Genomic DNA, 24,769 nt, shown 5'->3' on the forward strand with positions numbered 1-24,769 from the left:
AGCTGATAGGTACTAATAGGTCGAGGGCTTGACCAATATATTCTAACATTGTATAGTTTTGAGGGAATTATTTTCTCTTGACATATTACTTATTAAAGTGGTATGATTAAAATCCAGTTGAAAAACAACTTGATTTTCAAAAATATCGTGGCAATAGCGAAGGGGTCACACCTGTTCCCATACCGAACACAGTAGTTAAGCCCTTCAGCGCTGATGGTACTTGGCGGGAAGCTGCCTGGGAGAGTAGGTCGCTGCGATATATTTAAGAACACAGTTACAATTTATGTAGCTGTGTTTTTTTATTGTCTAATTTTCTGTAAAATACATGGTTCACTATGAAAAGTTAGTTATCTAATAAAAAGATCTCTGTGCCTATGTTAATACAATGTATATTATTTATCAATATGATTTACATTATTTTGTTGAAGAGTAATTGATATATAATTTTTAAAATAGGCAGGTAACTAAAATATATTGTTGAATTAATTAGTTAAAAGACATTGTAGGGGAGTGAATAAGAATGGTTTGGGGGAAAAACAAGCAACTTGAAAAGATGAATGCCAAGGTCATTGAAATTTCACAAGGAGATTTAACTTCAAGGCTAGAAGTTGGAGGGAATAAACAAGTTAGGGAGCTAGCACAATCTATAAATGAACTTTTATTTGGATTTAGGAATTTTATTGGTAAAGTATATAGTTCTAACGAGAAAACACTAAACTTTACTAAAGAATTAGAACATAATGCAAAGTATATCTCTGATTCTTCAGAGGAAGTAGCGGCTGCTGTAATGGATATTGCATCAGAGGCAACATCTCAGAATCAAGCGATTTTTCAAGCACGAGAATATACAGAGAAAATGGAAAAAGATATATTAAATATTTTAGAACAATCTAAAAAAACACAAGATATATCAAAGGAAATGGTTTCAGTAGTTAAAGATAGCACGGAGGTATTTGAAAAAGCCGTTGATCTACTTAATATAAATACTAATTGGAGCATTAGCCTTTCTAGTAAAATGAAGGATTTAAAGCAAGAGGCTGAAAAGGTTCAGCAAATAACTTATGTAGTTACTAATATTAGTGATAATACAAACTTATTGGCTTTAAATGCATCTATAGAGGCTGCTAGGGCAGGTGAGTCCGGTAGGGGTTTCGCTGTAGTTGCTGATGAGGTTAAGAAGTTAGCAGAACAATCTTCACAATCAGCAGGGGAGATAGAAATTATTATTAATAGTATTATGGAAAAAGTAAATAATATCACACAGGAAATTGAAAACGAGGTAGGTAGGTCTAGGGAAAATATTACAACAATAAACGAAAGTAAAAATCAACTAGGCCATATTTTACAATCTACGGAAAATACATATAATGCAGTTGAAAGTATATATAACTTAGCTGAGGAAGAAGTAAAGATAATACAAATATTTAATGAAGCAATAGAAAAAATTACATTAGCTGCTGAAAAATCAACCTCTTTTGCTCAGGAAGCTGCAGCTTCTGTACAGGAAGAAACGGCTTCGGTGCAAATAATGTTTGAATCTATTAAAAAACTTGGATTAATGACCAGTGATATTCAGACTATTATTAATGGTTTTGTAAAAGAGTTTATTATGGATGGGCGTATGAAAAGTCTAGTTAATAATGGTATTGAAGTATTAAAGAATACCAGCCAAAATAAAAAGGTACATGATATGAATGAATTTGTTTCATGTGAAATACTACTTATAGAAATAAAAAAACATAATTTCTTTGAGCTTTTAGCTGTAATGAATAATACAGGAGATAGCAAAGCTATTGTTCTTAGGGATTCAAGCCATGGCGATGAAGAAATAAGGGGAAATTATGCACATAGACCTTATTTCCAAGAAGCTATTAAAGGGAAAACCTTTATTTCAGAGCCTTATATTTCTTTGTCTTCTAACACATATTGTGTTACCATAGCTGTACCTGTTATAAATGACCAAGGTAATATAATAGGAATTATAATGGGAGATTTATCTTTAGAATAATAAAAAATCCGAATACTAAATATGAAAGAGATGGGTATGTTATGCCTGTCTTTTTTGCATAATAGTATAAAAGACTTGTTTAAATAGCAGATTCTATTTTTTATATAATAAAATAATTTTAAAATTTTTATAAAAAGCACTTTACATACCCTATGGGGGTATGGTATATTTAAAACAAGGGAGGTGATTGTATGGAAAATTGTTGTGGCGTAGATAAAGAAACAAAGAAACCAACAGAAAATTCAATTAAAGCTCAAAAATCTGTTTTAGATAGACTTAATAGAATAGAAGGACAGATTAGAGGTATTAAAAATATGATTGAAAATAACACTTATTGTGATGATGTTATTAATCAAATAGAAGCTTCCAGATCTGCTCTCCATTCTGTACAAATTATTTTATTAGAGAGTCATATAAAGAATTGCGTAGTTGATCAGCTTCAATATGGAGATACTGACGTAATAGAAGAGGTTTTAAAAACCATTAAGAAGTTAACAAAATAATCAAACATAGGGTTACAAAACTATATATTATGAAGGGGTGAAATATTTATGAAAACTACTACTAAAACAGTAAGTGTTAAGGGTATGACCTGCGCTTCTTGTTCATCTGCAGTTGAAAGAAACATTTCCAAGGCAGATGGAGTTACAAAGGCTACTGTAAACCTGGCTACAGAAAAACTTACTGTAGAATATGATACAGAAAAAATAAGCATGGAAGATATGGCAGATAGAATAGATAAACTAGGATATAAACTTGTAGAAGATACAGATGTAAGAGAAATAACTATTCCTATTAAGGGTATGACCTGTGCTTCTTGTAGCGCTGCTGTAGAAAGGGCCTTAAAAAAACAAAATGGAGTAATAGAGGCTAGCGTTAATCTTGCTACAGAAAAGGCTAAAGTGAAATATGATAATGATATAATAAAAATATCTAAAATTAAGCAAGCTATTGAAAAAGCTGGATATAAACCATTAGATGTAGAAGTTGAAATGAGTAGTGATAAAGATAAAGAAGCAAAGGAAAAGGAAATAAAAACTCTTTGGAAAAAATTTATTATAGCTGTTATATTTACTGCACCACTTTTTTATATTTCTATGGGACATATGATGGGGGCACCTTTACCAGAAATTATAAATCCTCATTATAATCCTCTAAACTTTGCCTTAATTCAATTATTTTTAACTATACCTGTTATGTTAGCTGGTAGTAAGTTTTACACTATAGGCTTTAAAACATTGTTTAAAGGCAGTCCTAATATGGACTCTCTAATAGCTATAGGTACTAGTGCTGCTTTTGTTTATGGTATTTACGCTATTATGGAAATAGTCGGTGGAAACCATGATATGGCTATGGAACTATATTTTGAAACAGCGGGTGTTATTATTACTTTAATAATGCTAGGTAAGTATTTAGAATCTGTGTCTAAGGGAAAAACATCAGAGGCTATTAAACAACTAATGGGACTACAGCCTAAGGTAGCAACAATTATTCAGGATGGAAAAGAAGTTAAAATTCCTATAGAAGAAGTAGAAGTAGGACATATCATAGTTGTAAAACCTGGCGAAAAAATACCAGTAGATGGTATAGTAAAAGAAGGATATACTTCTGTTGATGAGTCTATGCTAACTGGTGAAAGTATCCCAGTAGAGAAAAACAAAGGTGATAGAGTAACTGGTGGAAGTATTAATAAAAATGGATCTATTACTTTTGAAGCCACAAAAGTTGGAAAAGATACGGCATTAGCACAAATAATTAAATTAGTAGAAGATGCACAAGGTTCTAAAGCTCCTATTGCTAAAATGGCTGACATTATTTCAGGATACTTTGTACCTATAGTTATTGGTATCGCTATTATTGCTGGTGCAATATGGTATCTAACAGGAAGCTCGCTAAACTTTGCTTTAACTATATTTATATCAGTACTAGTTATTGCTTGTCCTTGTGCCTTAGGTTTAGCTACACCTACAGCTATTATGGTAGGTACAGGTAAGGGAGCAGAATATGGTGTGTTAATTAAAGGTGGGGAAGCATTAGAAACTGCTCACCAAGTTAAAACCGTTGTATTTGATAAAACAGGTACTATTACAGAAGGTAAGCCAAAGGTAACGGATATAGTTGTGCAGGAAGGTATAACAAAAGAAGAACTTCTGCTTCTTGCAGCATCTGCAGAGAAGGGTTCAGAGCATCCACTTGGTGAAGCTATTGTTAAAGCTGGGGAAGAAAAAAACTCAGAGTTGAAGAAGGTAGATAAGTTTATTGCTATTCCAGGACATGGTATAGAAGTTACAATTGAAGATAAAAACATGCTACTTGGTAATAAAAAGTTAATGGATGATAGAAAAATTGCAATTACTCTACAAAGCGAATCAGATAAATTAGCCACTGAAGGTAAGACACCAATGTATATTTCTATAAATGGAGAACTAGCAGGTATTATTGCTGTTGCAGACGTTGTAAAAGAAAGCAGTAAAGCTGCTATAGATGCTCTTCATAAACTGGGAATTGAAGTAGCTATGATAACTGGAGACAATAGAAGAACTGCTGAAGCTATAGCAAAACAGGTAGGAATTGATATAGTATTGGCAGAAGTATTGCCTGAAGATAAGGCTAATGAAGTTAAAAAGCTACAGGCTACAGGCAAGAAAGTTGCAATGGTTGGGGATGGTGTTAATGATGCACCAGCACTGGCTCAGGCTGACATAGGAATGGCTATAGGATCTGGTACAGATGTTGCTATGGAATCTGCTGATATTGTATTAATGAGAAGTGATCTTATGGATGTTGTAACAGCCATTCAGTTAAGCAAGAAGACTATTACGAATATTAAACAAAACCTATTTTGGGCATTTGGATATAATACTGCAGGTATTCCAATTGCGGCAGGGGTATTATATGCACTAGGTGGACCACTATTAAATCCAATGATTGGAGCGGCAGCCATGGCACTTAGTTCTGTTTCAGTAGTTTCAAATGCTTTAAGGCTAAGGGGCTTTAAGCCATCGCACCGCTAGATAGAATTAAAGTACGGCAATACAGAAAAAATCTTAATATATATTTTATATGAAAAACAGGAGGAATATAAAATGAAAAAGAAAATTATGATTGAAGGAATGAGTTGTGGACACTGTTCAGGAAGGGTGGAAAAGGCATTAAAAGATCAGGGGGCTGTAAAGGAAGTGACTGTTGATTTAGCAGGTAAAAATGCTATAGTAGAACTTTCAGCAGATATCTCTGATGAAGCTATTAAAGAAATAATAGAAGATGCAGGATATGATGTAGTAGATATTGAAAACTTATAGAGTTATTTAACAAAAGAGCGTAAAGGATACCAATACTAAAGGGTAGCCTTTACGCTTTTATTTATACATTAATCAGTGCTATTTTAATATCTTACAAAACATTACTTATTATAGTGAAAAATTTAATAAGTATTTAATTTTATATAAAGATGGTTTATTAAATTAAATATGTGTATTATTATCAATAGAAAACCTCTACGGTTAGGTTTATATAGAAATTGAAAGGATGAATTTGGACTTATAAAGTATAAATTGTATAGAAAAGATGTGGTTGTGTAGAATAAATGGGTACAAATACTACAAATGGTAAAAAGTACTTATTGTCTACAGCCATATTATAACATTAAGTATGCTAGAAAAAATATTTGCAAATATGGGATAAGATGTAACAATTCATTAGGGGTGATGATGTGGAGTATTTTTATGAAATAGTTGAGTGGTATGATGGATTTCCAGTAAAAGCATTTATCCATAGTGTAGGGGGATTTAAAACTCATTGGCACAATGAAATAGAAATATTATTAGTGCTGGAAGGAGAAGTAAATATAGGAGTAGGGGATAAAGAGTATACTCTTAAGGAAAATGATCTTATATTGATAAATCGAAATCAAGTGCATAATATTAGCCGTACTAAAAGTGATAATATGCTATTAGCCCTTCAGATAGATCCTAGTATGTTTTCCAATTATTACTCTGAGTTTGCTAAAATGATATTTAATTGTAAATCCTTCATTTATGGTCAGGAAGAACAAAAAGCATTTGACATAATTAGGCATTACATGGCTAAAGTAGTTTGGAATTTTAATAAGAAAAAACAAGGATTTCAACTTACTATAGCTAGTCAAGTGTATTTATTAGCTGATTATCTAGTCAATAATTTTGCTACTGGTATTATAGATAGAGAAAAAGAAGAAATGAATGATAAAGATCTAGCTAGACTTCAGGCAATTTTAATATATATAAATGAAAATTTAGGAAGTAAAATAACTCTTAATGATATCGCTGAAAAAGAGCATTTAAGCTACTATTATGTATCCCACTTTATAAAGGAAAAATTAGGGATGACCTTCCAGGACTATTTAAATACTTTAAGATTAAACAAATCCTTTAGTTTGCTATTGGATAGTAGCAAAACAATAACAGAAATATCCTATGAAAGTGGGTTTTCTAGTACAAAATTCTTTAATAAGCTCTTTAAGGAAAAGTTTAATTGTAGTCCTACTGAATATAGAAAATACAATATGAATGTAGATTCTAAGGTTAAAAGTTTAACAAACAATAAAGAGATTTATAAAAGCAGAACTTATTTAGATGTAAATAGGAAGGCTGGACTAAAAAAGCTACTTAGTTATTTACAACCTCAGGAGATACAAAACCAGGATAAGAATAATTATAAAACCAATGTAGAGTATATTTTTGCGAATGCAGAGGAAAAAGGAAAACACTTCAAACATTATTGGAAAAAGCTAACTACATTTAGTAGGGCTTCTGAAGGACTAAGGGCTCAATGGCAAGGTCAGCTTAAAGAAGTTCAGAGAGAGATTGGATTTGAATACATAAGATTTCACAGTATTTTTTCTGATGATATGATGGTATGTAACATTAACGATGAAGGTAATATTGTGTACAATTGGTCTTATATAGATGAGATCTTGGATTTTTTTAAAGAGGTAAATATAAAGCCATTTATTGAGCTTAGCTTTATGCCTTCAGAGTTAAAAAAGACCGATGAAGTAACATTTTGGTGGAAAGCAAATATTTCTCAACCCAAACATATTAAGCTTTGGACAAATTTAGTAGAAGAATTTATAAAGCATTGCATAAACAGATATGGTTTAAAAGAAGTGGAAACCTGGTATTTTGAAGTATGGAACGAACCAGATATAGAGCATATGTTTTGGATTGGAGGAAAAGATAATTATTTTGAATTTTATAAAGAGACCGCATTAGCAGTTAAATCTGTTTCAGATAGGCTAAAGGTAGGAGGCCCTTCCATTACTCATCAAGCTATTTTTGATGGAACTTGGTTAGAAGATTTTTTAGTGTATTGCAGTCATAATAATCTTCCTTTAGATTTTGTTTCTTTACATATATATCCGGAATCCTATGAGTCTAAGAAAAAAGTACAGAATATAATGTTGAGAAGTAAACAAGGAGAGAGCCAAAATCAATTAGTTGCAGAATGGATAAATATGCAGAGAATATATTTTGATAAGAATCATACCTATGACACGATAAATTCAGCAAAGGATATGATTGATAACTCCTGTCTTTCCGGTCCAGAAATTCATATAACAGAATGGAATGCTTCATCTTATGGAAGAAACTTGATACATGATACATGCTTTATTGCTACTTTTATTATTCGAAATATTGTAAATTGCATAAATACGGTGGATTCTTTAGGTTATTGGACCTTTACAGATATAATGGAAGAAACAAAGGCAGGTATTTCAGCATTTCATGGGGGTTTTGGATTAATTAATAAGAATGGATTGAAGAAACCATCATATTTTGCATATTACCTTCTGTCTAAACTAGGAAAAATAATTATTGAACAGGGTGAAGAGCATATTATTACAAGGGAAGATGAAGATATTCAAGTATTAGCCTATAATTATGCATATTTTGATGACTTGTTTTTAAAAGGAGATACTTCTTCATTAACTAATTCAGAAAGATATTTAGTTTTTGAAGAAAAACCAACAAAAGAGATAGTGATTAATATAAGTGGACTGGAAGGTTACTATAAAATTACAAGATATCAGCTAAACAGGGAAGATGGTTCAGTATTTGATGAATGGATAAAAATGGGTATGCCAGAAAATATGACACAGGAAGAACTAGAGTATTTAGGAGGAAAAGTCCGGCCTAATATTACTGTAGGCTATTTAAAAGTAAAGGGAGAATATAAAGAAAGACTATATATACCTGTACATGGTGTTGAGTTGATAACCTTGGAGAAGAAAATATAGTTAGCTAAAAAGACAAATAGTTAACCATTATTTAGCAAAAATGAGGATGAAATAATAGTAATAAGAAGTTAAAATATATATAAAAAAGGAGCTAAGTAGTTGGCTCCTTTTTTATAGTGTAAGAAAGTATAAACTTCTTGACTATTTAAGTTTTTTAAAGAAGTAGGATGTTGGCAATATTTTAAGCACTTGAAAATTTAGAATAAATTTTAAGTGCGCCATGAGTCGATGCGATAGCATCAGACGAATTTTTTTATATTATATGAAAATAATGGTTTTTACTACTATTAGGAGGAAATATGAAAAGACATGCTGCAATTATTATTTCCATAGTAATCTTTCTGCTTACTATTTCAAGTGTTATTTATATTAATTATTTTCCCAACGATAAGATACCTAAGGCAGAGGCTGGAAGCTTACTGATTCAAGATTGGGATTTTAAAACAAAAGGTACTATCAAATTGATGGGAGAATGGGAGTTTTATCCAGGAAAGTTGATTTTTCCTGAAAGTAATAACAACATATTTGATCAGTATGGGGATATAAAGAAAATTGTACAAGTACCTGGAGTATGGGATAACTATATTTCAGATGAGAAGACTGCATTTGGTGTGGGAACTTATCGTTTAATGATTTATGTACCAAAGGGTGACATATATGGAGTTAAGACTAATATAATTCGTAATGCGAATAGGATTTTTATGAATGGTAAAGAAGTAGGTTCTAGTGGAATTCCTACAGAAAATGTTAAAGGTTTTAAACCCAATATTTTGATGTATACAGGGTTTAATTTGATTGAAGGAGAGCAGGTGGAATTGGTTGTTCAAGTTGCTAACCATGACTATCCTACAGGAGGAATTATTAATGCCATTGATTTTGGACCATACCAACAGTTACTACGTAAAAGAGATGCACAGCGAGCGTTAGATGCTTTTCTTGTTTCTGGATATCTTGTTTTAGGCTTATATTTTTTAGGATCTTTTTTTCAAAGAATAGAAGTAAAGTATATTTTATATTTTAGTTTGTTTTGTATTCTGCAATCAATATATGTATCTACTTTAAACGAACGGTTATTAGACTTAATAGTGCCTAATGTAGAACTTTACCCTTTAGCTGAATTTCAAATACCTATAATGTATTTATCTATTTACTACTTTTTAATGTTTACATATAATTTTTTTAAAGAATATGCCAATAAAAAAATAGTTATAATACTTAGTTGCTTTATATCTTTTATTGGTATTCCATTAGCACTTGATCCCTTTAATATATTTACACTTATAGGTGTAGAGTTGTATACTATTCAAATAATGGTAGCTCTTATAGCAGCAATTAACTATATATATATACTATTGATAATGTGTAGAGCCTTGTACAATGAGGTTGAAGCTTCAGAATATGTATTAACTATCGTTACAACGTTTGTTTGCTATGGTTTGTTGTTAGGATTAAACTTTTTGTTTGAAGTAAGTATTGGAAATATACCGGTAATATTATTTTTACTTATGGTTTTTGGTTTGGCACTATTAATGACCTATCGATTTCAGCTAGCATATCAGCAGGTAGACAAGTTATCTCAAGAACTATTGAACTATGATCGATTAAAGGATGAGTTTTTAGCTAAAACATCCCATGAGCTAAAGACACCATTACATGTTATCTTGAATTTATCCCAATTTTTGATAGAAGGCACTGAGGGCCCATTAAATTTAAAACAACAACAAAGCATTATGGTAATTAATAACGAAGGAAAGCGATTATCAAGTTTGGTGGAGGATTTATTAGACGCCTCTAAGATAAAAGAAAGTGAGATTAATATATATCCTAAACCCGTAGATATAAAGATTATAAGTGATATATTATTAGAAATGAATTATCTGATTCCAGAGGGTAAAGCCATCAAATTTATAAATAATATTCCTAATAATATTCCTTTAATTTATGTAGATGAAAATCGCTTAAAACAAATCATTTCTAATTTGATTCATAATGCAATCAAATATACGGAAGAAGGACAAATAAGTATTTCAGCAAACGTTGAGGAGAATAATGTATATATATCTGTTGCAGATACTGGTATGGGGATTGAAAAAAAATATTGGGAAGCTATTTTCACATCTTTTTATAGTGTAAAAAATCATCAAACCAAAGGACTAAGAGGACTCGGATTAGGGTTAGGAATAACGAAGAATTTAGTAGAATTACACGGTGGAAGGATTTGGGTAACATCCGAAATTGGAAAAGGTTCAATATTTACTTTTACTTTACCCTTGGCAGATCAAAATAATACAACAGATATAAAGGAAGAAGGTACAACAAAACAGGCCAAAGAAGTCGAATATATTGGAAAACCCCTTAAACCATATAAGGAAAATAAAGATAATTTAGGTGTTTTAACCATACCAGAAAGATTAGATGGCATAGGCGAATTTACTATATTAGTAGTTGACGATGAACATCCAAATCTAAAGGTTCTTATCAACCTAATCAAGGCCCTTAACTATACTGTTATTGCTGTAGACAATGGGAAAGATGCTCTAGATATGTTAAAAAACAAAACAATAGATATGATGATTTTAGATTTGATGATGCCTGATATGTCCGGCTATGAGGTATGCAAAGTTGTAAGGCAGGAATATCATATGGTGGAGCTACCTATTTTAATTCTTACTGCTTCTGGCCAATTAACAGATATGCTGACTTCTTTTCATGCAGGAGCCAACGATTTCTTACAAAAACCTATTTGTTCAGAAGAGCTAAAGGCTAGGGTGGAATCCTTAATATCAATCAAAAATTCAGCCCAAGAGGCTGTAAGGCATGAGTTGAATTACTTACATTCTCAGATTAATCAACACTTTTTACATAATACCATAACTACTATAATTGGATTAAGCTATAAGGATAGTGAAAAGACTCGGGAAGCATTATACCACCTATCTACCTATTTTAGAGGGAAATTAGATTTTCACAATTATAATTCTATGATTCCAATAGAAAAAGAAATTGAACTACTTAAAGCTTATTTGGCAATCGAAAAAATGAGATATGGTGAGCGATTGAATATACACTATAACATCGATGAAAGCATTGAAGCATTATTACCGCCTTTAACCATTCAGCCTTTTGTTGAAAATGCAGTACGTCATGGAGTCGCTACAAAAAACTCAAATGGAAACGTGAAAATTTCTGTTCAAAAAGAAGAGCTAGAAGAGGTACGAATTACTATAATAGATGATGGCCCTGGCATTTCTCAAGAAAAACAGAAGAAACTATTACTTGATGAAAATAACAGTATTAGTTTTTCTAATGTATTAAAAAAGCTAAAGCTTATAAAAGGATCAAAGTTTTTATTAGATAGTAAAGAAGGTCAAGGTACAACCATAACTATAGTTTTACCAGAGGTGAAGAATAAATGAGAGTGGTATTAATCGATGACGAAGAAATTGCATTAGATGTTTTAGAAATATTACTGAAACAGATAGATGGAATCCAAGTTGTAGGAAAATTTACAGATCCTAATACAGCGCTAAACCAATTGAAAACTTTAGAAGTTGATGTTGTGTTTTTAGATATGGAAATGGGAGAATTCCATGGACTTAAGTTTGCAGAGAAGCTTATGATAAAAAAATATGATTTGAAAATTGTTTTCGTAACAGCATTTTCTCAGTATGCTTTGGAAGCCTTCGAAGTAAATGCCATTGATTATTTATTGAAACCAGTGAATATGGATCGGTTGAAAAAAACTATTTTAAAACTACAAGAGAGGAATCAAAAATATGTAAGAGACAGAGTCTTATTAGAAACTCAAGATGATAATTTATTTGCTTACACCATGGGAAGCTTTAGGATAATGGAGTCTCAGCCTAATTTAATAAAATGGCGTACAAAAAAAGTAAAAGAACTGTTTGCATATCTATGGCATCATCAGGAAAAACCTATGTGCAGAACACGTATAATAGAAGACCTATGGCCATATGTAACAGCAGACAAGGCAGCTACATTATTGCATACTACGGTATATCAACTTCGAAAAACCATTAAGGAAATTACGAATATAAATCCTATCATCTTAATGAACGAACAGTATATATTAAAACTTGATATAAAAAGCGATTTATTGGAATTAAGAAATATATTACAAGCTGATGAAATAAATAATTCTAATATTGAAAGAGTATTAGAATTATATCAAGGAGATTACTTAGAAGAAGAGAATTATCCATGGGCATTATATGAACAGCAGAAGCTTAGACAATCCTTTTTAAAATATCTAGAAAAATACTTATTTATTGCAAGACAAGAAAAGAAGTTAACTTCATATATTGAAAACTGTCTAGTAAAAATGATGCAATTAGATCCATATAATGAAAAATATGCCTATTTGCTTATGGAGTACTATGGTGAGATAAATGATAAAACTAAACTTATTAATTTATATACATCATTTAGAATAAACATAAAGGAAGAATTAGGTATCAATCTACAGAGAGAAACTATAGAGCTTTATCGTAAATATATAGATTATTAGAAAAATAAATAATTAAGGCACCTAAGGATTTATTATCCTAAGGTGCCTTTTTAGTAGAATAAGTATTGAACTAAGTAAATAGAGCTATAATTGTAAAAAAATTCTTATTTTAAACAGAAAATCATTCTTAATGTTCAGAAAGTGTTCAGACATATTTTGTTAAAATTTACATATGCTTTTATAGTTATAGTATCAGATAAAAATATTATAGGCAATACAGACCTTTGGCCTATAATATAAAGCTATTTCAATAAAGCTGTCATATAAGCTATTTATGAAAGGAGCGGATTATTACAGTGTTGTAAGGAAAATACAATGCAGATTAAATATGATAAGAGCATCAAGCAGTATAAGGTCATTAATTTAAAAGAAGGGAGGACGTTTTTAAAATATGATATTTCAAAAAAGTAGAAAGAAACGAAGAATCAGTGGGTTTATGATTTTAGTTATGTTGTTAACAGTTATGAGCGGTGTTTTTACAGAAGGCTTTTTAGCCTATGCGAATGAAGGAGATACGGATTTAGTAGAAGTAAGTGGTGAAGTTGTTTCTACTGAAAATAATGAAGATGATAATACAGCACAAGAACCAGAGGATTTAGAAGAACTAGAACTGGATGAAAATGAAGAGAACATAGAAGGTAGCGAAGAAGATACAGAAACTATACCTGAAGATGAAATAGAAGAAGTAGCACCTGAAGATGAAACAGAAGAAGTAACTCCAGAGGAAGGCACTACCGAAGAAATAGAGGAACCTATATTATTTCCTATAATACCAATGGGTGAGGCTACAGAAGACCCTAAAGACTTAGGAGATATCTTTACTTTTAAAAGTTTAAAAGTAGGAGAAGAAGAATTTGACGAAAATAGCCAATCAATTATTATAGAAAAGGATATAATTGTAAAACTTGAATATGGCTGGGAAATTGAAAGTGGAGTTGCTGTAAACTCGGGAGATACAGCAAGTATTAAAGTACCACAAGCTTTTAAATTTCCAAAAGATTTTAATGGTAATATAACGGTAGATACAGTAGATGGTAAAACTATTGTAGGTACATTTAATCTATCTGCCGAAACAAACATATTAGAGTTTGTTTTTAATGATGAAATTGCAAGTAGTGGAGTAAAAAATGGTGTTGTAGGTTTTGGAGTAGAATTTAACTTAGAGAAGTTTAATGAAAGCACTATTCAAAAAATCGAATTTAATGACAAAGCAAATAAGGAACTAACAATAACTCTTAAACCTAAGGAAGAAGCCACTGCAATAACTAAAGCAGGGGAACCTGATTCAAAACAAGATGCTAAAGAGATTACATGGACTATAGATGTTATAAATACAGAAAACTCTAAAATAACAGACGCTAAGGTTGAAGATATTATACCTGATGGATTAAAATTACCTACAGAAATAAAAATTTATCCATTAACCCTAGGCTATAATGGTAGTAAAAATATAGGAGTCGAACGTTATATTAGTCCAACAGTAGATGGTAGATCCATTACAGTAGACCTTGGAGAAATAGAAAGCTACAGTGGATATAGGATTGAGTTTACTACTGAAATAGAAGATTATAGTAAAACTTCATTTGAAAATACTGCTGAATTTTCTTATGATGGATCCGGTCCACTAGAAGCAACAAGTACTCCAGTGAAGATTATTAGAAGTAAGCTTATAGAAAAAGACGGGAACCAAGATGGAGAAAAAGATATAATAGAGTGGACTATCGACGTGAACAAAGCTGGACGTAATATAACGGATGCTATTGTTGAAGATGTACTACCAGAAGGATTAACCTTAATTGAGGATTCTATAAAAATATATGAGCTTACAAAAAATGGAGAGAATTGGATCGAAACTGATGTAACTAGTGAATTTGATTCAGGGGATGTTTCTGATATTTCTAATATTGAATTAGGAAATATCGGAACAAAAGCGTATCGAATTAAGTTCAAAACAGATATAGATTATAGCAAAGTGAACAATGGTAATTATGAAAAAGACGGCAATTCATTTACTAATAAAGTAATTTTGAAAGATGGAAGTGCCGAAATCGATTCTAGCGAAAAGAAAGTTTATGTAGCAAGAAAACCTATATTAAGAAAAGAAGGTAGATCTGCTGAAAAGTATGATGACAAAACTATTACATGGACCATACATGTAAATGAAGCTAGGCATCCAATAACAGGAGGAAGAGTTACTGATGAAATTCCGGCAGGGTTAAAGTTGAACAAAGATAATATAAAAATATTTAAAAATAATACAGAAGTAAATGAAGGATATACTATAACTACTAATCCCGAAGAGCCTACTGGAAAAGAAGATACAACTCTAACAATAAATTTAGGGAATATAGGCAAAGACTATTATAAAATAGTATATGTTACAGAAATAACTGACTTTACTGAAGGGAAAATATTTAAAAATGAAGCTTGTTTAACGGGTGATGGTGTTGGAAACGGTGGTACAATACCCCCAGTTCCGGTTAAACCTAAAGATAATTCGTATAAGAAAGAATTTGTTAGCACTGACTATGAAGCAAAAACTATTAGGTGGAGAATTACTATAGACCCAATTAAAGATCCTATAACAAACCTTAAAATTATAGATACTTTCCCCAATAAAGGTTTAATATTGTTAGAAGATACATTAAAAGTGGAACCAGGGCTCGAGAAAGATGCCGATTATACACTTAAACCACTTACTGAGGATAGTGTAACAGGATATCAAAAAGGATTTGAAATTGAATTTAAAGAAAAAGCTTTACCCCTAAATAAGAAAATCACTATTACCTATAAAACTTCTTTTGATCCAGAAAAAGGGATAGAAGATAATACTGCAAATGGATTATATGAAAACAAAGCTCAATTTATAGGAACAACTAAAAGTGGTGAAGATATAGAAAAAGATTCTAAGGATTCAACAACTGTAAATACAGAATCTTGGTTTAGTGGTAAAAAAGAAGGTAAAAGAATACATGAAGGTGAAGAAGGACGAACTAATGGATGGATCAGCGGTAAGGAGAGAAAACTTCAATGGGAAGTATATATAAACTATCTGAAACAAAACCTTGGTAGTAGTGTTACTGTAACTGATACTTGGGAATATGATGGACTTCTTGATGAAGATAGTATTGAAGTTAGACAGTATAAAGTAAACCCAAATGGAACAACAGAGATTCTTAATGACTGCTTAGTAAAGGGAGAAGACTATACAGTTTCTTCTAATGAGGATAAAAAAGAGTTTATACTAACCTTTAATAAAGAAGTTAAAGAAAGATATGTAATAATATATATAACCAGTGTAGATGGTAAATCTAAAAATGAATATATGAATAGAGCTGAAGTTAAGATTGGAGAACAATCATCAACATATGCAGGTACAGTAGCTTATTCCGAGTATGACGAGCTCCTATCAAAGGAAGCTATAAATGTAAATGGGACAAAAGTTTATACAGATGACGAGCTTAACTGGGAGATTATTATAAACAGAAGCTTGTCAGAAATTGAAAATGCTAAGGTAGTAGACACTATAAGCCCAGGTCTTGTATATGTGGTAGATAGTCTTAAGGTATATAAAATTGTTGGTGAAGAAGAGGTTATTCTAACAAATGGGTATACTTTAGAAACAGAAAATAATGATTTAAATGAAACTATTTTAACGATAGAATTTCAAGATAAAATTGATTCTAAGTATGTAATAAGATATAGTACAGTAGTTTCAGCAGAAACTGGAGAAGTTAATAATAAGGTTTCCTTTAGTGGTTCTGAAGAAATAGAAGAAATAATAGAAACCACAAAGCTCAGTGCAAGGCAATTTTCTTGGGTAGGTGGAGAGATAGATCCTAACAAAGGTAATATTAAGCTAATAAAAATTGATGGAGATTCACCTAATGAAAAAATAAAAGACGCTGAGTTCCAATTATACTATTATTTAAATGGCGAAAAGAAACTAGTTGGTGAACCTATTAAGACCGATGCAGATGGAGTGATTTTATTCCAAAATCTATCCTTTAGAACCTACTTCTTGGAGGAAGTTAATCCACCAGAAGGATATCAGGCATTAGAAAAACCAATAGAAATTAAGCTTGATAAGGAAGAAGTAAGCGAGGATTACGATAATAATACAAGAACGAAAACTTTAGAAGTTAAAAACTACAAGCTTGGTTCACTAGCTATCAAGAAAGTAGATTCTAAAGATGAAACTAAGGTTTTAGCTGGAGCAGAATTTAAACTTAATAATACTGAAACTAACAAGGAGTATATTTTAATAACAGATGATAACGGATCAGCAAAGCAAGAAAATTTACCCCAAGGCACATATACTTTAAGAGAAACAAAACCACCAAAGGGATATAAATTAGACTCCAAGACTCGCACCATAGTTATTAGTGGAAGTGATGAAGAAGATAAGGAACTTCATATTGATCTATCTATATCAAATATAAAAACACCGCCACAACCAATTTTAGGTGGGTTAAGTATTAAAAAGGTAGATAGTAAAAATAGTACAATAGTATTATCAGGAGCAGAGTTTGAGCTTAAAGACTCTAAAGGAGAAGTAGTAGCTGTACTAACAACCGACGAAAATGGAGTAGATACGGTTACAGGTTTACCATTAGGGAAATATACACTAGCTGAAACAAAAGCACCAAGAAGATATGATTTAGACGAAACTATTCATAAAATAACAATAAGTAGTTCTATTACTGTTAATTTGGTTTTGGAAAATATTAAAACACCAACTACACCTGGTGGAGAAGAACCAGATAAGCCAGACAAACCAGATAAACCAAATAGACCAACAGAACCAACAAATCCAACGAAACCAACAGAACCAGTAGAACCACAGGAGTATGTTGAGCCAGAAGAGCCAGAGACTCCTGTAATCGAAGAAACTCCTGTAGATGACGGGGTTGAGGTACCAGATGATGGTATACCACTAGGAACTATAACAGATTTTGAAACTGAGAAGCTACCTCAAACAGGTGAAGGAAGTCCTCTTATGATGTATTTGGCTGGGCTGTTACTAATTATTTTAGGTTGGGTAACAATAAGAAAGAAAGCTGCTCAATAAAAGGCATAAGTAACAGAGTTTAACAATAAATATACTTAAAGCATTTAGACAATAAGTTCTCCAACTGAAGAAGATGGAGGACTTATTGTTCCATTAAGTTAAAAGCATCATTATTTCTAATGATGGTAAGAGGAGATAAAATGAGATAAAATGAAAGCTTTTTTTGTAAAAAAGAAAAAATCATTAAATGTTAGAAATAGATTGTACTATTATATAAGTTTATTAATAATTACGTTTATTCTTGTATTTACTGTGACAGCAACGATTATATGGAAACTAGATCAGGATGGACTCCAAATAGATCAAAGTAAGGTTTCTTACTCTAAGGGATCTACACCAGTAACTGTATACTTTTCTGATATATTAAAGACTACTAAGTTAATCCAGTTTGACGAGCAAGAATATATTTATGAGCTTTGGAGGGTGTCACCACATACAGGTGAAAGGTTAATAATAGGTGCATCAACAAAATTGATTAAGCCAGTGGAAAGAGCCTTTAAAATAACAATAAGGGTAATAGTAAGTATGTTAATGGTTCTGTTGATAAAGACTATCTTAGAATTGAAAAACCGTAAGAAGGAACTTGAACAAATTGCCTTTTTCGATATGCTAACAAATCTGCCAAACCGACGTTTGTTATATGACAGATTACAGCAGGCAGTTACCCAAACCCAAGATACTGGAAAAGTCCTAGCTATATGCTATCTTGATATAGATAACTTGAAGCCTGTCAACGATACAATGGGCCACCAAACTGGAGATCTTCTATTGATAGAAATAGCTCATCGTTTTAAGTCTTGTGTAAGATCGGGAGATACGGTAAGCCGTATAGGTGGTGACGAGTTTGTTATTATATTACAGAATCTAAAATCTTTAGAGGAGTGTGATGTAATTCTAAAGCGTATCTTAAAATCGACAAATACTCCAATTATATTGGGACATAATTGTATAGAGACATCTGTTAGTATTGGAGTAAGTTTTTATAGTGGTGATAATAAGGACATAGATACACTAATTAGACAGGCTGACCAAGCTATGTACCAGGCTAAAAGATTAAGTAAAGGCAATTATCATATATTTGGATGCCAGGATATTAATAGTGTATAAATTTATTGGAGGATATAATGAAAAATAGATTATCTATCAAAAATGTACTAGCAATAACATTAATCGTTATTGGTAGTGGCATTATTTTGTACCCAAATTTGCGTAATTTTTATTATGATATAAAACAACAAGAGATTAAGAATAATTATATTAAAAGTATGAGTGCAATTCGTGCTATAGATGATGATACGAACCAAGATATAGATAACATTAAAGAGGATATAATTGAAGAAGATGAAAGTCTTGAAGATCAGATGGTACATCAATCGGAAAATAAAAAGATGTTAGAATTGGATAAAAAATGGCCTGTTGAAGCCACTTTAATAATTGAAAAAATTGATCTATTAATGCCAGTATTAAAAGGTGCAACAAAGGAGCATTTAAATGTTTCTATATCCAGTATTAATAACACTGGAAAGCCTTGGGAAGGAAATAATTATGCAATAGCAGGACATAGAAGTAGAAAATATGGGCGTCATTTTAATAGATTAAATGAATTAGAAATCAACGATGAAATTTCAGTGATGGATACAAAAAATAATGAATTTATTTATAGGGTTTTTAGCAAAGAAATAGTAGACGAGAATGAAATTTCAGTATTGGAAGACCGTAATAAAAGTGAACTAACATTGATTACTTGTGATCCTATTAATGTAAAAAATCCACCAACACGATTAGTCGTGAAAGCCATCCAGATTAATTAAACTTTATTTTGATAAAAGTAAGTATATTTAGCTGTATTAAAAAATTATATGTTAAGCTTATATAAGTTAGGGTATTTATATGATAGCAAGCTAGATAAAAATAATATGATTAATAATAAGAATGTATTTGAGATTATTGATAGTATAATAAAAAAGAAATATTATTAAATAAATTATTAAAAACAAATATTTAAAACAAATATTTAAAACTTTTGTACTATATAAAACTAGGACAAATTGTAGTATAGTAAAAGATAATTAAATATATTTATCAGGTGCTTTCCACCGATAAAGGCAAATCTAGTGAAAGCTAGAGACGCAAAGCTAAAGGGCCTTCCTTAGAAATAAGATGGTAGCCAGTTACCGAAAGGGGAGTTTTTATGTTAAAGCTACGTAAAGTAATTTCTTTGTTAGTTATTATTTTATCAGTATACTCCACGGTAGTCTTTGCACAAGCTTCTACTCCAGGTATTGATAAAACCAAATTAGATGCTGGATTAGTAAGTATTAATTATGATCCTCAAAAACAAGTGACTACAAAAGTAATTATTAGTAAAGGTGATGTGAAATATACTTATAATCTAAAATCAAATAATAGTTTTCCATTACAGTTTGGAGATGGAGAGTATACGATTTCTATTTTAGAAAATGTAGAAGGCAATAAATATAAGCTAGTAAAAAAAGAGGATGTTATTTTAGAATCAACAAATAAAAACGAAGTATTTTTACAATCCATCCAAATGATTCACTGGCATAACGATATGGCTCCCATTAAAAAGGCTAGGGAATTAACTAAAAATGCTCAAAATGATAAAGATAAAGTTACTGCAATATATAATTATATTATAAACAATATTAGTTATGATAATAATAAAACAAACAACATTAGCACAGAATATATACCTTCTATAGAGGAAACATTAAAAGTATCCAAAGGAATATGCTATGATTATTCAGCCTTATTTGCGGCAATGCTTAGAAGTGTAGATGTTCCTACCAAACTAATAATGGGACGTAAAAATGATATTGATACATACCATGCTTGGAATCAAGTATACTTAAAGGATACTAATGAATGGATTACTATAGATACTACTTATGATGCCGCTAAAAAAACAAAATCACCTAATTTAATGATTAAAAACGAAAAAGAATATTCTATAGAAAAACAATATTAAATCCTATTATTATGTATAAAAATTAATTGTATATAGAACTAAAGCAGTTGGCTTTTCTTTAAAGCTGACTGCTTTTTAATTGATTCAATAATTATGTTTAATAACTTATAAACAACATATTCATTATATATAGTGTAGATATATATAATGAATATGAATAATAAGCAGTAATAACAAAGACCATTAAAAGAGCATATACTATTTGGATTTTTTGTTATTATTATACCATTTATTAAGATAAAACCTACCTGTATAATAAATTGAGGCTGTGATTGTGATTAAAAACATAAATATCCAAATGATGTTGAAATGAAAATAATAAAAAAACATCCTATTTATAGTGAAGAACTTCTTTTAAAGCAAGATTCTTTAAGCAAGTGTGCTGCAATAGTAAAATATCACCACGAAAAGTGGGATGATTCAGGATGTCCTGAAGGGATAAAAGGGGATGGAATACCGTACTTAGCAAGGATATTAAGTATAGTAGATGTATATGATGCGCTTACTACAGATCAGCCTTACAGAGAAAAGAATTTTACCCAAGAAGAAGCTTTAGAAATCATCTTGAAAGGTAGGAGTAAACAATTTGATCCCAACTAGGTATCAATATTTATTAACTACTTCGAACAAATAATAGGAAACGGTAATAAATATAAAGGTACTAAAACAAAATTTGATGTAGTAGGAGGTTATTGACATGATGGGAAAAACTCATCTTAAAATAGGGGTATTAAGCTATTGCATAATATTGACAATACCTTTATTTACAGTGATTCCATATGTAACTACAAGTGGAATTAGCCTGGTTCAAATTATTATAGCTGGGATTGCTACACTTATGCCTGACGCAGATAGTCAACATAGTTATATAAATCGCTTAAATCCAGCTACTGGAGTAGCTAATAAGGCAATAGATACAGCCGAGAATATATTAATTAAAGCTGTTACAATTGCATTTACAATAGGAATTGGCCTTTTGATTATAATTAGTCCTGGCAAGTTGATTCAAATGTTAATGGCCATGGGGATTTCATCCAGTAAATCTAAAATACTTATTTATGGGATTGGGATATTGCTTTCCTTACTTGGACTCATAGGTGTTAAAGGCGAGCGAATTTTAAAAAGAATACCCTTTGTTGGTAATATATATAAAAGCGTTATAAAAGGTATCAAGAAGGTAGCTACAGTGTTTAGAAAATATGCATTGATGTCAATTTATATAGGCGCGGGCATATGGATTATTTTTTACAACTTCAACAAGTATAATGATTTAAATTTATATTTAATAGGGCTAATTTTTATAGGCATAGCTATATTTCCACATCGGAGTTTTTTACATTCAATCGAAGGATTAGTTGCACTTACAATGGCAGTATCATATTTAAGCAATAAAATAGGATATCCCCAAGCTACACCAGCTTTTTTCATCGGTTATTTTAGTCATCTTTATTTGGCTGATATATTTACAAAGGAAGGTATTCCATTATCTATATTGCCTAGAATATTGAAAAAGACTGGATTACACACTTATTTAAGAAAGTCTAAGATATATATGATGATATATAGAATTTTAGATATTCGTTTAGTGGTTCCAGTAATGAGCACTGGAAGTAAAAAAGGTAACATTATTGAAGCTAGTTATGTGTTAGCATTATTAGCCATACTTATCGTTTCTGTAGTAAGATATGATGTTGCGATCAGGTTCTTGTAAGGCATGAAATATGAATTAGAAGGTAATAACGAAAAAAGAGAAGAACTAGAATAAAGCTATGATATAATAAACTTATCCTTCCAGGATCTAAGGGAGGTGAGTTATAATTGTCACGACGCACAGAAGAGAAAGAAGAGTACATAATAAAACTTATGACAGCAATCGCAGCCTTAATTACAGCATTAGCAGCATTAATAACCGCAATAAAGTAGAAAAAGCAGGTGTTCGCAGCACCTGCTTTTTCTTTTGTTATAATTGTCCAACGCACATTTATCTTTTTACTTTGCTTATTTATAATATACCACATTTGCCAAGACTTATGCAATAATTTAAGCAAATTTACTGTTAGTTCTCATAAAGTTTGGAAAAAAATATTCTTATTAATTAGATTTCTCATATGTTTATCTCAAATAGTTTGAGTTCTAAACTTAAAAAGTTAGAAAAAAATTACTAAATCTCAAATAGTTTGAACTATTTAAGCTTATATTTTTAGAAATTTTTCAGCTATTCTAGAAGTACTTTTTCTTCTAATTAATATAAATACTTATTTTTACCTACTATTTTTAAGTAACAACTTTATACACACTTAACTCTATTTTTCAATATAGAAAGTGTGATTTACATTTATATACTGTTAAATAGCTTTTCTAGCCTCAAAATAACTAAAATTTCTATCTTAATCAATTTTCCACAAATCAATAATATTTATATCTTTACTATCAGTCTTGCGTACTCACCCTTGCATATCCAAATTTCAAGGTAAATTCCCCCTTTCATCATACATTCACTATACCAAAAGGGGGTTTGAAATGTGTATATTGGTAGATACATTTTGGTTATATTTTTGGTTATGTATTTTAGTAGATTTTGAGTTTTTTAGAGAGTCTCCTTTTCTGAAACCAAAAACGGTCGTTTCAGGTAAATCTCATGATGAAGTTTATGGATATTTATGTTAATATGGAGAAGAGATTGTGAAAAGGTACACTTAAACTAAATGTGCAGGTTAGTTGAAGAAGGAATAATTCTCAGTAATGTAGAATCTATTAAATATTAAACAAGTATTTAAAGGAGAATTTTATGAAAATTAAATATCCAACATCCCTAAAGCCAGACAGTTTAATAGGTGTAACTGCTCCCTCAAGTGGCGTTGAAGAAACATTACATATACTTGTAGATGAAGCAAAGCTACAAGTAGAGAAAAAGGGTTTTAAAGTCTTAATCGGCGAAACTGTACTAACTCAACACAAAGGGAGAAGTGCTTCTAAAGAAAAAAGAGTAGAAGAATTAATGGATTTTCTTCAAGATCATAGTATTAGTGTAATAATGCCTCCTTGGGGAGGTAGTTTTGCAATGGAAATCTTACCATTTATCGATTGGGATAAACTAAAAGAATTGAATCCGAAATGGATATTAGGTTACTCAGATATAAGTACATTAATTTTTGCTTACACTACAATAACGGGTCATGCTTCTGCTCATGGTGTAAATTTCACTGAACTATCAGCTCCTGAATGGGATGGGCTATCTAGTATGTGGATAGATGTACTCAGTTGTAATGAAAATGAAGAAATTACACAATACTCATCTGAAAAATATCAATCCAGTTGGGATAAGGTGTATTCAAATCCTGCTAAAGGATTTTATCTCGATTCACAAACTGAATGGAAAACTTTAAACAAAGAAGATGAAGTGACATTTTCAGGGAGATTGATTGGAGGATGTGTAAATAGTTTACAAGTTTTGGTGGGCACTCCATTTGATAATGTTAATAATTTTGTGAATCAATACTGTCATGAAGAAGGTGTCATTTGGTATCTTGAAACGGTTGGAATGGATGCAGCAGAAATTTATAGAGCTTTATGGCAAATGAAACAAAATCATTGGTTTTCCAATATTAAAGGTGTGCTTTTTGGACGAACGAGTGGATATAAAGATATAGGTGATTTTACATTAACTGATGCCTTGAAGGATGTTTTTGAAAGTTTTAATATCCCTGTTATTCTAGATGCTGATGTTGGTCATACACCCCCACAAAATATTTTGGTGAATGGTGCATATACGACAGTAAAATATAGTAATGGTAAGGGTTCCATCATAATGAAATATATTTAGATACAGAGAGGAAAATAGATGGTTTATTGCTTATTAAAGTAACGGATGCTTTAGCTTAACAAGCCAAATTAAA

13 protein-coding genes, 1 rRNA gene, 1 pseudogene and 1 riboswitch are annotated in these 24,769 nt (G+C 30.9%); all 15 genes and pseudogenes read left to right on the forward strand.

Annotated features, from left to right (window positions below; translation table 11 throughout):
• The first annotated feature begins 143 nt into the window (after window positions 1-143).
• Window positions 144-260, forward strand: a 5S ribosomal RNA gene (rrf, locus tag KQI88_RS04950).
• Window positions 261-520: 260 nt separating this feature from the next.
• Entirely contained in the window at window positions 521-2,008 is a 1,488-nt protein-coding gene (locus KQI88_RS04955) for a methyl-accepting chemotaxis protein (RefSeq protein ID WP_216415259.1), read from the forward strand.
• Between the two features lie 191 nt (window positions 2,009-2,199).
• Window positions 2,200-2,511 carry a metal-sensitive transcriptional regulator gene (locus KQI88_RS04960; RefSeq protein ID WP_212381159.1) on the forward strand — a complete coding sequence of 104 codons (312 nt, stop codon included), beginning with the start codon at window positions 2,200-2,202 and terminating at the stop codon, window positions 2,509-2,511.
• A gap of 48 nt (window positions 2,512-2,559) precedes the next feature.
• The gene (locus tag KQI88_RS04965; protein ID WP_216415260.1) at window positions 2,560-5,022 is read left to right on the forward strand and encodes a heavy metal translocating P-type ATPase; all 2,463 of its coding nucleotides are present in this window, start codon (window positions 2,560-2,562) and stop codon (window positions 5,020-5,022) included.
• Window positions 5,023-5,094: 72 nt separating this feature from the next.
• A complete protein-coding gene (locus tag KQI88_RS04970; RefSeq protein WP_216415261.1) occupies window positions 5,095-5,310 on the forward strand; it encodes a heavy-metal-associated domain-containing protein in 216 nt (71 codons plus the stop codon).
• Between the two features lie 410 nt (window positions 5,311-5,720).
• Window positions 5,721-8,285, forward strand: a complete 2,565-nt coding sequence (locus KQI88_RS04975) for a GH39 family glycosyl hydrolase (RefSeq protein ID WP_216415262.1) — start codon at window positions 5,721-5,723, stop codon at window positions 8,283-8,285.
• A 299-nt stretch (window positions 8,286-8,584) separates the two neighbouring features.
• Window positions 8,585-11,701 (forward strand): hybrid sensor histidine kinase/response regulator, encoded by a 3,117-nt coding sequence (locus KQI88_RS04980; RefSeq protein WP_216415263.1) that lies wholly within the window; start codon window positions 8,585-8,587, stop codon window positions 11,699-11,701.
• Window positions 11,698-12,813, forward strand: a complete 1,116-nt coding sequence (locus KQI88_RS04985) for a response regulator (RefSeq protein WP_216415264.1) — start codon at window positions 11,698-11,700, stop codon at window positions 12,811-12,813. Before KQI88_RS04980 ends, KQI88_RS04985 begins: the two co-directional genes overlap by 4 nt.
• A gap of 391 nt (window positions 12,814-13,204) precedes the next feature.
• Window positions 13,205-17,884 (forward strand): collagen binding domain-containing protein, encoded by a 4,680-nt coding sequence (locus KQI88_RS04990; RefSeq protein WP_216415265.1) that lies wholly within the window; start codon window positions 13,205-13,207, stop codon window positions 17,882-17,884.
• A gap of 150 nt (window positions 17,885-18,034) precedes the next feature.
• On the forward strand, window positions 18,035-18,991 hold the full coding sequence (locus KQI88_RS04995) for a GGDEF domain-containing protein (protein WP_216415266.1): 957 nt from the start codon (window positions 18,035-18,037) through the stop codon (window positions 18,989-18,991).
• 17 nt (window positions 18,992-19,008) lie between these two features.
• Window positions 19,009-19,695 (forward strand): class D sortase, encoded by a 687-nt coding sequence (locus KQI88_RS05000; protein ID WP_216415267.1) that lies wholly within the window; start codon window positions 19,009-19,011, stop codon window positions 19,693-19,695.
• Window positions 19,696-19,978: 283 nt separating this feature from the next.
• Window positions 19,979-20,063, forward strand: a riboswitch (cyclic di-GMP riboswitch).
• 12 nt (window positions 20,064-20,075) lie between these two features.
• Entirely contained in the window at window positions 20,076-20,873 is a 798-nt protein-coding gene (locus tag KQI88_RS05005) for a transglutaminase-like domain-containing protein (protein ID WP_216415268.1), read from the forward strand.
• A gap of 300 nt (window positions 20,874-21,173) precedes the next feature.
• Window positions 21,174-21,473: pseudogene (locus KQI88_RS05010) on the forward strand (HD-GYP domain-containing protein); the annotation flags it as partial.
• Window positions 21,474-21,570: 97 nt separating this feature from the next.
• Window positions 21,571-22,584, forward strand: a complete 1,014-nt coding sequence (locus KQI88_RS05015) for a metal-dependent hydrolase (protein ID WP_216415270.1) — start codon at window positions 21,571-21,573, stop codon at window positions 22,582-22,584.
• Window positions 22,585-23,661: 1,077 nt separating this feature from the next.
• Window positions 23,662-24,696, forward strand: coding sequence for a S66 family peptidase (locus KQI88_RS05020; protein ID WP_216415271.1), 1,035 nt, complete (start codon window positions 23,662-23,664; stop codon window positions 24,694-24,696).
• Window positions 24,697-24,769: the final 73 nt, after the last annotated feature.

Source organism: Alkaliphilus flagellatus (assembly GCF_018919215.1).
Taxonomy (GTDB): domain Bacteria; phylum Bacillota; class Clostridia; order Peptostreptococcales; family Natronincolaceae; genus Alkaliphilus_B; species Alkaliphilus_B flagellatus.

Excerpts from the sequence above, each read along its gene's own strand:
- KQI88_RS04970 (WP_216415261.1), top strand. The coding sequence starts at position 5,095 with ATGAAAAAGAAAATTATGATTGAAGGAATGAGTTGTGGACACTGTTCA.
- KQI88_RS04980 (WP_216415263.1), top strand. The coding sequence starts at position 8,585 with ATGAAAAGACATGCTGCAATTATTATTTCCATAGTAATCTTTCTGCTT.
- KQI88_RS04990 (WP_216415265.1), top strand. The coding sequence starts at position 13,205 with ATGATATTTCAAAAAAGTAGAAAGAAACGAAGAATCAGTGGGTTTATG.
- KQI88_RS05005 (WP_216415268.1), top strand. The coding sequence starts at position 20,076 with ATGTTAAAGCTACGTAAAGTAATTTCTTTGTTAGTTATTATTTTATCA.
- KQI88_RS05015 (WP_216415270.1), top strand. The coding sequence starts at position 21,571 with ATGATGGGAAAAACTCATCTTAAAATAGGGGTATTAAGCTATTGCATA.
- KQI88_RS04960 (WP_212381159.1), top strand. The coding sequence starts at position 2,200 with ATGGAAAATTGTTGTGGCGTAGATAAAGAAACAAAGAAACCAACAGAA.
- KQI88_RS04955 (WP_216415259.1), top strand. The coding sequence starts at position 521 with ATGGTTTGGGGGAAAAACAAGCAACTTGAAAAGATGAATGCCAAGGTC.
- KQI88_RS05020 (WP_216415271.1), top strand. The coding sequence starts at position 23,662 with ATGAAAATTAAATATCCAACATCCCTAAAGCCAGACAGTTTAATAGGT.
- KQI88_RS04995 (WP_216415266.1), top strand. The coding sequence starts at position 18,035 with ATGAAAGCTTTTTTTGTAAAAAAGAAAAAATCATTAAATGTTAGAAAT.
- KQI88_RS05000 (WP_216415267.1), top strand. The coding sequence starts at position 19,009 with ATGAAAAATAGATTATCTATCAAAAATGTACTAGCAATAACATTAATC.
- KQI88_RS04965 (WP_216415260.1), top strand. The coding sequence starts at position 2,560 with ATGAAAACTACTACTAAAACAGTAAGTGTTAAGGGTATGACCTGCGCT.
- KQI88_RS04985 (WP_216415264.1), top strand. The coding sequence starts at position 11,698 with ATGAGAGTGGTATTAATCGATGACGAAGAAATTGCATTAGATGTTTTA.